At 39.6% G+C, this 13,789-nt stretch carries 11 protein-coding genes; 5 read left to right on the forward strand and 6 right to left on the reverse strand.

Going from position 1 to position 13,789, the window contains the following annotated elements; all coding sequences use genetic code 11:
- Positions 1 to 20 precede the first annotated feature (20 nt).
- Positions 21 to 467: a terminus macrodomain insulation protein YfbV gene (gene yfbV, locus ACMZOO_RS15265; RefSeq protein ID WP_440904180.1), complete on the forward strand. Its 447-nt coding sequence runs from the start codon at positions 21 to 23 to the stop codon at positions 465 to 467.
- Here the strand turns inward: yfbV and ACMZOO_RS15270 are convergent.
- The 6 genes from ACMZOO_RS15270 to cmoA all read right to left on the reverse strand — a co-directional run bounded on the left by ACMZOO_RS15270 (position 464) and on the right by cmoA (position 6,836).
- Complete coding sequence (locus ACMZOO_RS15270) at positions 464 to 868, reverse strand: response regulator (protein WP_440904181.1); 405 nt, start codon at positions 866 to 868, stop codon at positions 464 to 466. The genes yfbV and ACMZOO_RS15270 overlap by 4 nt on opposite strands.
- On the reverse strand, positions 868 to 3,498 hold the full coding sequence (locus ACMZOO_RS15275) for an ATP-binding protein (RefSeq protein WP_440904182.1): 2,631 nt from the start codon (positions 3,496 to 3,498) through the stop codon (positions 868 to 870). Before ACMZOO_RS15275 ends, ACMZOO_RS15270 begins: the two co-directional genes overlap by 1 nt.
- Positions 3,495 to 4,559, reverse strand: coding sequence for a polyamine ABC transporter substrate-binding protein (locus ACMZOO_RS15280; protein WP_440904183.1), 1,065 nt, complete (start codon positions 4,557 to 4,559; stop codon positions 3,495 to 3,497). The genes ACMZOO_RS15275 and ACMZOO_RS15280 overlap by 4 nt, the downstream gene beginning before the upstream one ends.
- Before the next feature lie 85 nt (positions 4,560 to 4,644).
- The gene (locus tag ACMZOO_RS15285; protein WP_440904184.1) at positions 4,645 to 5,055 is read right to left on the reverse strand and encodes a hypothetical protein; all 411 of its coding nucleotides are present in this window, start codon (positions 5,053 to 5,055) and stop codon (positions 4,645 to 4,647) included.
- Between the two features lie 77 nt (positions 5,056 to 5,132).
- Positions 5,133 to 6,092, reverse strand: coding sequence for a tRNA 5-methoxyuridine(34)/uridine 5-oxyacetic acid(34) synthase CmoB (cmoB, locus tag ACMZOO_RS15290; protein ID WP_440904185.1), 960 nt, complete (start codon positions 6,090 to 6,092; stop codon positions 5,133 to 5,135).
- A gap of 12 nt (positions 6,093 to 6,104) precedes the next feature.
- Positions 6,105 to 6,836, reverse strand: a complete 732-nt coding sequence (gene cmoA / locus ACMZOO_RS15295) for a carboxy-S-adenosyl-L-methionine synthase CmoA (protein WP_440904186.1) — start codon at positions 6,834 to 6,836, stop codon at positions 6,105 to 6,107.
- Positions 6,837 to 7,024: 188 nt separating this feature from the next.
- Between cmoA and ACMZOO_RS15300 the strand changes: the two genes are divergently transcribed.
- From ACMZOO_RS15300 to ruvC, 4 genes are all read left to right on the forward strand, one after another.
- Positions 7,025 to 8,182 (forward strand): efflux RND transporter periplasmic adaptor subunit, encoded by a 1,158-nt coding sequence (locus ACMZOO_RS15300; RefSeq protein ID WP_440904187.1) that lies wholly within the window; start codon positions 7,025 to 7,027, stop codon positions 8,180 to 8,182.
- On the forward strand, positions 8,179 to 11,298 hold the full coding sequence (locus tag ACMZOO_RS15305) for an efflux RND transporter permease subunit (protein ID WP_440904188.1): 3,120 nt from the start codon (positions 8,179 to 8,181) through the stop codon (positions 11,296 to 11,298). Before ACMZOO_RS15300 ends, ACMZOO_RS15305 begins: the two co-directional genes overlap by 4 nt.
- A 124-nt stretch (positions 11,299 to 11,422) precedes the next feature.
- Entirely contained in the window at positions 11,423 to 13,195 is a 1,773-nt protein-coding gene (gene aspS, locus ACMZOO_RS15310; RefSeq protein ID WP_440904189.1) for an aspartate--tRNA ligase, read from the forward strand.
- A 69-nt stretch (positions 13,196 to 13,264) separates the two neighbouring features.
- Positions 13,265 to 13,786, forward strand: coding sequence for a crossover junction endodeoxyribonuclease RuvC (gene ruvC, locus ACMZOO_RS15315; protein ID WP_016955686.1), 522 nt, complete (start codon positions 13,265 to 13,267; stop codon positions 13,784 to 13,786).
- The last annotated feature ends 3 nt before the right edge of the window (positions 13,787 to 13,789 follow it).

Genomic DNA, 13,789 nt, shown 5'->3' on the forward strand with positions numbered 1-13,789 from the left:
CTGTGTGTGGGGTACCCAATATGTTGTCAAATCTCTTTCATGATCTTGTTACTGGTCACCAATATAGTAAAAAATGGCCGGTTAAACCTCAGCTATATGCTATCTTCCCTGAATGTCGAGTAATCAAAGCAACTCAATTTGCGGCTATGTTTCTGCCAATTATCGCGATTATTTCATTTTGTATTCAGGTCGCAGTATTAGGTTATGAATTTATGCCACAAGCACTGGCAATGGCATGTTTAATATTAAGTATGCCACTACAAGGTTATTACTGGTTGGGGAAAAGAGCACAACAACCTTTGCCTATGAGTTTAGTAAACTGGTATGGACAATTAGAAACTAAATTGTTGCAGCAGGGCGTGAGTGTTAAATCTAACTCTTCCAAACTCAGATATTTGGATATGGCGCTATTACTTAATTTAGCCTTTAAAGAGTTAGAAAAGGGCTGGTGGAAAGAGTGGTTTTAGCCAACAAACTCACAGCCCATATTTTTTAAGGTTACAAATAGCTTTTTAGGTTGAAATGGTTTTACCAGAAAGCCTTTCGCGCCTAGTGACATCGCTTTTTTTACATTGTCGGCGGTTGAATGTGCGCTGATAATGGCCACCTTAGCATTAGCATCTTTAGCCAACAGCTGTTCAAATACGATCAAACCATCTTCTTCATCGAGCATTATGTCTAAAAAGACTATATTAGGCTGCTCTGTTTGGTATTTCTCTAATGTTTCTTCAGCGTTATCCGCTTCTACAAAGCGACTAAAACCCATTTCGAGTAGCATTTGGCGCAAATAATCACGCATAATGCGGCAGTCATCGACAATCAGCACTTTTTCGCTACGAAGCGGTGTTAATTTTTTTTTGTCGTTCATTAAGCTTCCTTGAAATTTTGACTGGTAATTAAACTCTGTAAGTTTACAAATTTCTTTTGTACTAAACTAATGTTACAAGTATATGCTGCTTGCTCCAGTTCAGCTGCTGGTTTGGCTAATTCTTGTTTGCCAAAACTGGCACTATTGCCTTTTAATGTATGAGCAATCAACGCAAGTTGTTGAAAATCTTCGCTGTTTAAAGCTTGCTGCATTTCGGCCAACTGCCCTGGTAACTTTCGAGAAAACTCATCAGTAAGTTGTTGTACATCTTCGTTATTTTTAAGGTTAGCTGCTATTTGTTCGAAGTCAATCGCCTGTGCTTGTTGATTATCATTTAGCAGATATTTAGCTAAGGTTTCTAACAATATGCTTGAGTCTATTGGCTTAGCTATGTGACCGTTGCAGCCTTGCTCTAAATAATGAGATATTTCTTCACGCATTACATTTGCAGTTAATGCAATAATAGGTTGTTCAAAACCGGTTTGTCGAATTAATTGAGTAGCCTCTAAGCCTCCCATAATCGGCATTTGCATATCCATAAGTACTAAGTCAAAGTCCTCAATTAAACATTTTTCAACCGCTTCTTGGCCGTTATTAACCACTTGAATATTTACCTTAGTCGGAGCAAGAATTAATTGGATTAGGCGTTGATTGTCTGGGTTATCTTCAGCTAATAATATTTCAGCCGTTGATAAATCCAGTTGGGTTGTGGCCTTTTTCAATAGACTGTTATTCAGGGTTATTGAGGTTAAGTTAGCTACTTGTTGTTGTGACAAATCTAAAGTCAGGGTAAAAACAGAGCCTTTTCCTTCTTGGCTCCTAACCGAAATAGAACCCGCTAGGCATTCAGCTAAAGATTGGCTGACAGCTAAACCTAGACCTGTGCCACCATATTTTCGAGTGGTGCTAGAATCGGCTTGGACAAAAGGCTGAAATAATTTGGCTTGCGCTTTGGTTGACAGCCCAATACCTGTATCTAATATGCTAAATGACAGGTGTTGGCTTAGCGGGTCATATGCAACTTCAATTTTTATACTACCCTCATGGGTAAATTTGACTGCATTTGAAACTAAGTTTATCAAGATTTGTTTTAATCGTGTTGGGTCAGATTTAAACTTAGCGGGTAAAGCGTCGGCTAAATTAATGGTAAAAGCTAAAGCTTTTTCTTGGCATAACTTCTCGGCAATATTGCTCAGTTCTGTAAGCATTTGGCTTAGCTCAACAGAGATTGATTCAACCTCAAGTTTGCCAGACTCAATTTTTGATAAGTCCAAAATATCACTTATCAGCGACATTAAATGGTTGCTGCTACTCAAAACTTTTTCTAACAATTCGTTGCGTAATTGCGCATCGTTTTGATGGACTAAGGCTTGCTCGGTAAAACCACAGATAGCTGTCAGAGGCGTGCGTATCTCATGACTCATGTTAGCCAGAAAACGACTTTTTAGTTCGCTTGCTTGTTCTGCAAGGATCCGTGCTTGGGTTAATTCTCGATTGGCGTTTTGCAGAGCAAGTGTGCGTGATTGCACTTTTTCTTCTAGATGATCTTTATAATCTTCTATGCTACTACGAGCTTGTTTAATTGAATTGACCATGCGATTAAAAGATTCAAATAGTCGACCCATTTCGTCATTTCGATTGCTCGGTAAGCGCATCACAAGTTTTCCTGATGCAATTGATTTACTCGCGGCATTCAATTGAGCTATAGGTTTTAAAATGAGTTTTTCTAACGAAAAGAAGATTAACCAACTGGTTAATAACATAGATATAAGTACCGCAAATAAAACAATGTAGGATATATGTTTTGTGATGGCTAATTCGTTTGACGGTACTGCGGTTGCCAGCACAAAATCACCATTAATCGGCTGTTTAGCGATCAGCAAATCTTGATCATTAAAATAAGTTTGAATCAGATTAGCTGAAGTACTTTGCAGTTGATTGTTGAGATATTGCGGTAGTTTGCGACTCGGGTAACTAAAACTGGAAACAAGAATTTCTCCTTGCCTGTCCACCAATACATTTATTCCTGAGTCACCAACAATATTGTGAATGACGTTGTGAATGGTTTCTGGGTTCACTTTAATCAGCAGGTAACCCCAATGGCTTTTATTGGCTAATTCTAACTTGCGAATTGCGTATAAGCTGGGAAACATTGGTTGTTCACTTGCAAAAATAAACTGCAGATCAATTGTTTGGTCTAGCTTGTCAAACCAACTAGTCTGGGTCAGCCATTGCTCATTGATTGGACTAAAATCGGCAGCAAGTCGAGCATCTATTAACCCATTTGGTCGAATAAGTTGGATTTCGTCGATTTTGGGGTACGACTGAATATATTGAGCAAAATTGTCGAGTATTTGAGGTAACAGCAGGGTATATCTTTGGTTGTTTTGGCTGCGCTGAATATATTCAATTAAGCTGGTATTGCGACTAAGAAGCTCGAGGATCGAATGTGTATCAGAGAAATAATGCTCTAAGGTAAAAGCTTGCTGGGCAACTTGATTTTTTAGACGGTTGTTAAACTGGTATCTATTATTATCCACCGACATATAAATGGCATATAAACCTATACCAGTCATTGGCAAAGCTACGAGCAACAATATAAGTACAATCAGTTTGTTGCTGAGTTTCATGGTCTTCCTTGGCTAAGCTGTTTATGGGCAAATACCAGCTGTTTATAAGTCATTTGGAAGTAACGCTCAGTCGTTGCTGCAATCACTTTGTTGAGTTGCACTTTAGCGGATAACTTGGGATATAAGGTTTGGTTGTTTTGAACTTCTTCTGGTAGCAGCTTAAACGCGGTTAAATTTGGTGTTGGGTATTGTAAATCTAACGCGAGTTGCATCGAGTTTTTTGGCTCTAATAAAAAGTTGATAAATTGGTGTGCGTGCTCTTTTTGTCCGCTCGCTTTACTTATGGTTAAACAATCTAGCCAAGCATTCGTGCCGTCGGAAGGCTGGATAAATTCAAGATCTGGATTAAGTGCTTTTAGGTAAAGTGCATCGCCGTTGTATGCCATGGAAATCCAGATTTCTTCTTTATTTAGTCGGTTATTTTCATCTAAATTTAATGCGCTAAAGCTGTTGATGTGATTAAGCTGTTGATGGATAAGTGTTGCTGCTTGGTTAATTTGCCTTTGGTCGTCAGAATGGCTGTCAAACCCTGCTGCGATTAACGCCATGGGTAATAAAGTACGCGAATCATTGAGTAAATTTATTTTGCCCGAATATTGGGGCATTTGTGCAAAAAAACTTTGCCAGCTAGTTGGTGGTTGAGTGACAAATTTTTTATTGTAAAGAATACCTATAGTGCCCCAAAAATAGGGCACACAATAGTCGCCAAATTCGTTCGCCGCATGCTGCCATTTGGCTTCTATGTGGGGTAAATTTGATAGTTGAGATTTGTCATAACTATCTAACCATTGCTGCTCTTGGTACATGGGTAATCTAACCCTACTGGTTAGCACTATGTCGTAACCTTGACCTTGGGTTAAATTAAGCAGCCGATCTCTAGCGTCATCAGAGTCGTAATGGATTTGTTTTACGCGTGTGCCAGTTTGGCTATGGAAAGCATCTAACAGGGATTGTGATATATATTCGGGCCAAGTCAACAAAGTAATTTCAGAAGCACGCACAGAACTTGCAGCAACGAGTAGAGCTAAAGTGGCAAACGTGAAAATACTTTGTTTTTGCATAACATCCAATTTGTCTAAATTTTTATCTAATTCCTTCAGTATATATAAGATTTTACAAAGTTAGCAATTTGTTGGTTATTTTTTGTCACTGAGTTACGTTGCTAATCGCCATTTCAAAATAACGACGGACATTTGTATTCACATCAACCACGAGTTTTTGATAACAAATACCAGGAAATGCAAATGTATGGCCGGAAAAAGCCAACATGACAGTTGGTGCATTTGGATCTGAATCATCATATAACCATTCACCACCTATATGTTTACGGAAAGTTTCTCCCATATAAGCGCCGAGCATATTACAAATGACAAAGATAAAGTCTTGTTTGCGGTCGGTTTCATCTTTTAACTTAGCTATGCTCCACAAAATTGCTTTATCAATTTGCGCTATGCTTTCAATCGAGTAGTCAAGCTGTACACCATATTCTTCATTAATATAGCTAACGGCATCTTGTGCTGATTCTTGCATCAATTTAGTGATTTCAGCTTGGTTCATTATTATTTTTTCCTAATGCTTTTGCTAACTTATATTTTGGTAAAGTTAAGCCTATGTGCAAATGTTAATTACTTCAACTATTTATTGGCGATTATCACAGCACGAATCGGTGCAGGATAACCTTCGACAGTTTTATTGATGTCGTCAGCATCTAAAAAGTCAGCTAATGATTCGTTCTCCATCCAAGCCGTTTTTCTTTGTTCGTCTAACGAAGTGACGGTTTCGTCTACAACTCGAATATTTTTGAAACCAAGTCGACTTAACCAGTGGCATAAAGCTTTGCTGCTTGGAATAAACCAGACGTTGCGCATTTTTGCATAACGCTCACCTGGTACTAAAACAGTATTTTCATCCCCTGCAACAACTATGGTTTCAAGGATTAATTCACCACCGGGTCTAAGCTGGTCTTTTAGTTGCTGCAAAAATTCAAATGGGCTGCGTCTATGATATAAAACACCCATAGAAAATACTGTGTCAAATGCGTTACTTGCTGGCAGCTGTTCCACACCTAACGGCAATAAATGTATGCCCGGTTGCTGAGCATATTTTTGCATTGCTTGAAATTGCACTACAAACAATTGCGAAGGGTCTGCGCCAACCACAAATTTTGCGCCTTCACCTAACATGCGCCACATGTGGTAGCCGTTGCCGCAGCCTACATCCAACACAGTGCGGTTTTTTAATGGCTGAATGTGGGGTAGGAGCCTGTCCCATTTCCAGTCACTGCGCCATTCTGTATTCAAATCAATATGAAATAGCTGATAAGGGCCTTTGCGCCAAGGCATAAATTGTTTTAATAAAACTTCTAAGCGTTTTTGTTGACCTAGGTTTAAGTCGTCGCTGTGGCCGATAGCCACTGCTGATTTAAGCTCAACACAAGTTGCCGTGGCTTCAGGCAAATTTTCAATGGTTTTTTGCCAGCTTTTAAATTCGCCATGCAGGGCGTTTTTTTGCCAATCTGCTAATAGCGCAGGCATGGTTTCTATCCAACTGTGTAGCTGATTATTGAGTATGTCTTGGTAAAATTGGTTAAACATGCGGTTTAAGCTCTAGTCTTTTATAGCAATTAGCGAAGAAAAATTAAAACACTGATACCACTGATTAAATTGGTTAAATCCAGCATTTTTTAGTCTTTGGTAATGGGTATCTAAACTGTCTGGTTTCATTACGTTTTCTATTGCGGTGCGTTTTTGGCTGATTTCAAGTTCGCTGTAGCCATGGGCACGCTTAAAATCAAGATGCAAATCATTGAGTGTATGTTGAATTTTATCTTGGTTGAAAATGAGTTTTTCGGATAAGACCAAAATGCCACCCGGATTTAATCCTTGGTATATCTGTTTAATTAATTGTTCACGCAAATCGGCCGCAATAAATTGCAGCGTGAAGTTCAACACCACCATAGAGGCATTGTGAATATCCAATTTAAGTACATCATCACATAAGACAATGGTTTTCACATTGGATTTGTAATTGAGCAAATGTTTGCGACATTTTTCAGCCATAGGTTGAGAATAGTCAACTGCAAATAAAGTATTGTTGGCACTGGTAATATTACGGCGCATGGATAAACTGGCTGCGCCTAAAGATGCACCTAAATCATATATGTGGCTATCATCTGTTACATAGGCTTTGGCTAAATGACCTATGGTTGAAATGATGGTTTGATAACCCGGCACCGAGCGTTCAATCATGTCGGAAAAAACATCAACAACACTGTCATCAAAAACAAAGTCTTTCACTTGATGTTGTGGATTGGCGTATATGTTATCTCTTTTGCTCATTTCTAAAGTTTAAATAGGCTTTGTTGCTAGGTTGGGCGGATTCTACCCTAAACTTCAGGTAATTGCTGCAATAAGGGGGGATTTTGCGTGGAGATAAATTAAGTTATTAGTTTGTTAAAACAAAAAGTTAATTCTAAGCTTAGACTGTTGCATACTCTGTTAATTACTTTTGCCCTAGGATAATAATAATGCGAGATAGCTTTCCTCTTGTACTGGCAACCTTATTTAGTTTGTTTATCGCTCTTTATTGGTTAACGGATGACGACGGCTTGGTTGTACAAGTGCCAAAAAAAGCGCAACTAAATGTTGAAGTGCAGATGATAAATAAACAATCTTTTACCCCTGTTATTGCTTCGTATGGACGGGTACAAGCTCGCACTCAAGGCCAGGTGGTGAGTCAAATTGGAGGGCAAATTACCTACTTAAATACTGGTTTTTTTAATGGTGGATTTTTCCAACAAGGTGAATTGTTGGTCGCGATTGATAAACGCGACTATCAATCAGATGTCGACGTTGCCAACGCGGGTTACCTCAACGCTAAACAAAATTATTTACAAGAACTCGCTAAAGCCAAACAAGCTAAACAAGATTGGCATAGAGCGCAAGGGGATAGTATTCCACCCGATTTGGTATTGCGCAAACCGCAACTTGCCGCCGCTGAAGCCAATTTAGTTTCAGCCGAAGCTAAACTGAATAAAGCAAAGCTTAATTTGGAACGCACTGAAATTACCGCGCCTTACGATGGATATACGCTGAAGAAAAACGTTGCTATAGGTCAGGTGATTGGGGCAAATAATGTTCTAGGAGAAATTTACGCCATTGATGCATTTGAAGTTAGGCTGCCACTCAATAACGAAGATTTGCCATTGGTTAAATTACCAAGTGTTGTAAAAGGCGAGACTGAAATTGATGCTGCGACCAATGTGACCATTACATCTAACCTAGGCAAAACCTCGCAGTGGCAAGGAAAACTGATTCGAACCGAAGGGGCTATTGATAGCGCGAGTCAGCAATTGCATGTCATTGTCTCTATTCCTAAACCTTACCAGTCGAGTGTATATGATCAGCCACTAAAAATTGGTCAATATGTCACTGCTTATTTTAATGGCGTGCAAGTGTCTGATGTATTTGTTATTTCACCACAAGCAGTTTATCAAAATGAATATGCTTATGTTGTTAAAGGTAACGAGCTGATAAAACGTAAACTCGATATTGTCTGGCGCGATCATCAAAACGTGGTGGTCAAAAAAGGTTTAAATGATGGAGACTCGTTAGTTGTCACCCCGCTAGGGCAAGTGCCAGAAAATATTCATGTCAATGCATTTACTGTGGCTGGTGTTCAATGATTGCATGGTTTGCGAAAAATGATATAGCCGCTAATTTACTTATGGCTTGTTTGTTGTTAGCTGGCGCTTGGTCATTGGTTTACCAAATACCACAACAAGTACTACCAAAGTTAGAAGCTGAACAAGTTGAAGTGCATGTGCGTTATCCGGCGGCAGTGCCGTCTGACGTTGAGCTTAAAGTGACCACGCATATTGAATCTGCGCTGCGAGAGCTGGCTGAAGTTAAGCAGATAAAAAGCCAGTCGAGCCAAGAATACAGTCACGTAGTGGCTAGGTTGCATAATAATGTCGATGTCACAGATGCAATGCAAAAAATTCAGCTAAAAATTAACGCAATTAATACTCTGCCGAAAGAAATTGATAATCCCAAAATACAAATCAAAAACGAATTTACCCAAGTATTAGGTGTAGTGATATACGGCGAACAGCCGCAACAAGTTTTACGTCGTTATGCTGAGCAAATTTACAGTGAGTTGGCGACCTTACCTGAACTGCGTAAAATTGTGATGAAACATGCGCCAGACTATGAAATATCTATTCAGATACCAACAGAAAATTTGCAGAAGTACCAATTAAGTTTTGACCAAGTTGCAAGAGCGATAGCTGAGAACGCACAAGACTTATCGGCTGGCTATTTATATTCACCTAACGGCGACATTATCATTCGTTCGCAAGGTCAGGCATATACCGGCGAAGCGCTCAATAATATAGTGGTTAAATATCAAGGAGATGGCAGTACGGTCAAACTACACCAAATCGCTAATATTGATGATGGTTTTGCCGAAGTAGCATTGAGTACAAGGTTTAATGGTTATCCTGCGGTATTTATGGAAGTGCAGCAAACGGAAAAACAAAATGCGATTCGCATTGCCCATCTGGTTAAAGATTTTGTCCAACAAAAACAACACAGTCTGCCACAAGGTATTTATATCGGTCACTGGAGTGATAACGCTGAACGTTTGGAAAACCGTATTTCAGGTATGGTCGACAGTGCTGTATACGGCAGTATTTTAGTGTTATTGATGCTGACATTGTTTTTGCGTCCTGCGGTGGCGTTTTGGGTGTTTTTAGGTATTCCGTTAAGTTTTTTAGGCGCATTTGCCGTTATGCCGTTATTTGGTGTCAGCCTCAATCTTATCAGTATGTTTGGTTTTATTTTGGTGCTGGGTATGGTGGTGGATGACGCTATCGTCACAGGTGAAAACGTCTATAGCCATTTGGAGCATGCAGAGTCTGGTTTACATGCGGCTATTGCCGGGACCAAAGAAGTTGCCCAGCCTGTAACCTTGGGGCTGCTCACAACTATTGTTGCATTTATCCCGTTGTTTTTTGTCGCTGGTAGTCAAGGGATTATTTTGAGCCAGATTGCCGCTGTGGTGATCCCTGTATTGTTATTTAGTTTGATTGAAACTAAATGGGTGTTGCCGGCTAGGCTCAAATTTGTTCGTTTGGAAACAGGCAATCAAATGAAGGGGTTGGCTAAGTGGCAGCATAATATTAATAAGGCATTTGCATATCATAGTGAGCGTTATTATCGACCTGCGCTTGCTTGGTGTATTCAATACAAATTTAGCTGTTTGGTGATATTTTTTGGCTTCTTTTTAGTGGTTGTCTCGGCGGTGTTTACTGGTGAAAACAAATTTGTGTTTTTCCCAAAGATCACCAGTGATCAAGTTAAAGTTGTATTAACTATGCCGGCAGGGACAAATACCCATATAGTTGACCGCAATATTCAGCATATTAGTGAACAAGCACAAAGATTACGTAGTCGTTATGTTGATCAACCAACGGGCACTAGCATCATCCGCAACATAGTTTCGGTTACTGGTGCGGCTGGAAATGAAGAAAACAATCCATATATGGGATATGTTAGTTTTGATTTGGTGCCAGCAGAGCAACATAGTTTAACTATTACTAGTCTTGAATTAGAAGATGAATGGCGCAAGCTAATTGGGCCAATTATTGGCGCTGAAAGTTTAGTGTTTGAAGCCCAAGCTGGCAAAACGAATAACATAATCGACATTAGAGTTTCAGGGCAAAATTTAGCTGAACTACAAAAAGCTGCACAAATCATAAAAAGTAAATTATCGACTATTCCTTTTGTTGAAGACATTGCCGACAATTATGCACCGGGCAGGCAACAACTTTTTTTAGAGCTAACGCCGTTGGCGAAATCTTTGGGTGTGACTCGTTCAGATTTGCTCGCTCAAGTTCGGGCTGGTTTTTGGGGCATAGAGGTTCAGCGCATTATTCGTCATGGCCAAGAAGTAAAAGTAAAAGTACGTTTACCAGCCAATGAGCGCAGTAGTTTGCCAGATTTACAACGTTTTATGATCCATTTAAAAGACGGCAAAGAAGTCCCTTTATCTCAATTGGCAAGCTTTAGCATTGACACTGGCCCGCAAGTTATTCGTCGGGTTGACCATCAACGCAGTATCGAAATATCCGCGGACTTTTCTAATCCAAAAATTGATATTCGCAAATTAAATAAGATGTTAGATGGTTATTTACTTGAGCTTGCCGAAGATTATCCGCAGCTTAAATTTAAATTGGTTGGCGAAAGTAGTGAGTTAAAACAAACGCTCAATTCTTTGAAGTGGGGCATATTAGCAGCGCTGATTATCATCTATGGTTTATTGGCTATCCCATTTAAATCTTATATTCACCCACTGATTGTGATGTCGGTTATTCCATTTAGTGTCATTGGTTCAATGGCTGGACATTGGTTATTGTCTATTGAGCTGACAATGATGAGTTTTATTGGTTTGATTGCCTTGGTTGGTGTTGTGGTTAACGATGCTGTGGTATTAGTCGAATTTATCAATAAACAATATCAAAAAACACATTCTGTGATTGAATCCGTGATGAAAGTAACTTCAACTCGGCTTAGACCTGTTATGTTAACTTCGATGACGACTTTTCTTGGGTTATTACCCCTGATCTTAGATGGCTCGTCACAAGCGCAATTTTTAGTACCTATGGCTGTATCCTTAGGTTTTGGCATTCTATTTGCGCCTTTTGTTACTTTGTTTTTGGTGCCAGTTAATTATTTACTACTGCAAAAGTGTTTAACTTGGTGGCATAACCTTGAAGCAAAAATGACAAGTCGGCATTAGCCATTATGATGGCTGTTAAATTTGCTTAAATCTAGCTATAATCCCGCACAATTTTCAGATCAAACAAGCTGATGTGGTGATTTTCCCACATCCGCTATTATTCTAGCTAGGAATTAAACTCATTATGCGAAGCCATTATTGTGGACAAATTAATCAATCTTTAGTTGGGCAAAACGTAACTCTGTGTGGTTGGGTTAACCGTCGCCGTGATTTAGGTGGTCTAATCTTTTTAGATGTTCGAGACGTGAAAGGGATAGTTCAAGTAGTTGTTGACCCTGACTTTGAAGATTTGTTTGCAACAGCTAACAAATTAAAACATGAGTTTTGTATTCAGTTAACTGGTGCTGTGCGTGCCCGTCCTGATAGCCAAGTAAACAAAAATATGGCGACAGGTGAAGTTGAAATTTTGGCATCAGAATTAACCATTTTAAATGCAGCTGCACCATTACCATTAAATATGGACGGCCATTTAAATAACTCTGAAGAACAAAGATTAAAATATCGTTATTTGGATTTACGTCGCCCAGAAATGGCTGACCGTCTAAAATTCCGTGCAAAAGTAACTAGCCAAATTCGTAGCTATCTAGACAGCAAAGACTTTTTAGATATTGAAACACCAATTTTGACTAAAGCGACACCAGAAGGTGCGCGTGATTATTTAGTACCTAGTCGTACACATAAAGGTCACTTTTTTGCATTACCTCAATCACCACAATTGTTTAAACAGTTGCTGATGATGGCAGGTATGGACAGATACTACCAAATCGTTAAATGTTTCCGTGATGAAGATTTACGTGCAGATCGTCAACCAGAATTCACCCAAATTGATATCGAAACTTCATTTATGTCTGCTGATGAAGTGATGTCAGTGACTGAAGATATGACACGTCAGCTATTCAGTAACTTATTGGACGTAGATTTAGGCGAATTCCCACGCATGACTTATGCAGAAGCCATGACAAAATATGGTAGTGATAAGCCAGACTTACGTATTCCATTAGAAATGGTTGATGTGGCTGATTTAATGCAAGGTGTTGAGTTTAAAGTATTCTCAGGCCCAGCAAACGACCCTAAAGGCCGTGTAGCAGCACTTAAAGTGCCACAAGGTGCAGACAAGTTTTCACGCAAAGATATTGATGAATTAACTAAATTTGTTGGTATTTACGGCGCTAAAGGTTTAGCTTGGATTAAAGTAAATGATTTAAGCAAAGGTGTTGAGGGTTTACAGTCTCCGATTCTTAAATTCTTACCAGAAGATGTAGCGTTGGCGATAATGGAACGCACGCAAGCTGAAACCGGCGATATCTTATTCTTTGGTAGTGACAAATACACAGTTGTTAGTGAAGCCATAGGTGCACTTAGATTAAAAATTGGTGAAACTTTAGGTTTAGTTGCTGATGAGTGGAAACCACTTTGGGTTGTTGACTTCCCAATGTTTGAAGAGCTCGAAGATGGTGGTTTAACCCCATTACATCACCCATTTACCGCACCAATTGGTGTGACGCCTGCTGAATTAAAAGCACAACCAGAAAATACCTTATCTAATGCCTACGACATGGTATTAAATGGCTGTGAAGTAGGTGGTGGTTCTGTCCGTATTCACAACCAAGATATGCAACAAGTGGTATTTGAAATTTTAGGTATTGGCGAAGAAGAAGCACAAGAAAAATTTGGTTTCTTATTAGATGCATTAAAATTTGGTGCGCCACCACATGCAGGTTTAGCTTTTGGTTTAGACCGTTTAGTTATGTTAATGACTGGTGCTTCGTCTATTCGTGACGTAATGGCATTCCCGAAAACAACGACTGCGGCATGTCCGTTAACCGACGCACCTGGCACGGCTAATCCACAGCAATTAGTTGACCTTGCAATTGAAGTTAAATTGCCAACTAAATAAGCTTGATTAATTGTTTGTAAGGCGGTGATATCACCGCCTTTTTTTTAAGTAACCTTTTTTGAGACGCTCTTGAGCATTATTTTAGGTATAGATCCAGGTTCGCGCATTACAGGTTATGGGGTTGTTCGCCAACAAGGGCGTCATTTTCACTACCTTGGCAGCGGCTGTATTCGTTTAGGTGACGGGCCTTTGGCTGAAAGGTTAATTGTTATTTTTAATGCGGTTAGCCAATTAATCGAACAATACCAACCTGATTTATTTGCGATTGAACAAGTGTTTTTGGCACACAATCCAGATTCAGCATTAAAACTTGGGCAAGCGCGTGGTGCGGCAATTGTGGCTGCGGGGCATGCTAAATTACCGGTCGCAGAATATTCTGCCAGACAAATTAAACAAGCAGTTGTGGGTAAAGGTAATGCGGAAAAAACACAAGTGCAGCACATGGTTAGCCATATTTTAAAGTTAACTAAGTCGCCTCAAGCAGATGCGGCCGATGCATTAGCTGTTGCTTTGTGCCACGGCCATACTCAACAAAGTTTAGTCAGTTTAGCCGGCCAAGCACGTAAAACCGTGCGTGGTCGTTTACGTTAGGAG

Origin of the sequence: Catenovulum sp. SX2, assembly GCF_052056295.1 — a bacterium.
GTDB lineage: Bacteria > Pseudomonadota > Gammaproteobacteria > Enterobacterales > Alteromonadaceae > Catenovulum.

Coding starts and splice junctions, on each gene's coding strand:
- yfbV (WP_440904180.1), top strand. CDS start 21: ATGTTGTCAAATCTCTTTCATGATCTTGTTACTGGTCACCAATATAGT.
- ACMZOO_RS15270 (WP_440904181.1), bottom strand. CDS start 868: ATGAACGACAAAAAAAAATTAACACCGCTTCGTAGCGAAAAAGTGCTG.
- ACMZOO_RS15275 (WP_440904182.1), bottom strand. CDS start 3,498: ATGAAACTCAGCAACAAACTGATTGTACTTATATTGTTGCTCGTAGCT.
- ACMZOO_RS15280 (WP_440904183.1), bottom strand. CDS start 4,559: ATGCAAAAACAAAGTATTTTCACGTTTGCCACTTTAGCTCTACTCGTT.
- ACMZOO_RS15285 (WP_440904184.1), bottom strand. CDS start 5,055: ATGAACCAAGCTGAAATCACTAAATTGATGCAAGAATCAGCACAAGAT.
- cmoB (WP_440904185.1), bottom strand. CDS start 6,092: ATGTTTAACCAATTTTACCAAGACATACTCAATAATCAGCTACACAGT.
- cmoA (WP_440904186.1), bottom strand. CDS start 6,836: ATGAGCAAAAGAGATAACATATACGCCAATCCACAACATCAAGTGAAA.
- ACMZOO_RS15300 (WP_440904187.1), top strand. CDS start 7,025: ATGCGAGATAGCTTTCCTCTTGTACTGGCAACCTTATTTAGTTTGTTT.
- ACMZOO_RS15305 (WP_440904188.1), top strand. CDS start 8,179: ATGATTGCATGGTTTGCGAAAAATGATATAGCCGCTAATTTACTTATG.
- aspS (WP_440904189.1), top strand. CDS start 11,423: ATGCGAAGCCATTATTGTGGACAAATTAATCAATCTTTAGTTGGGCAA.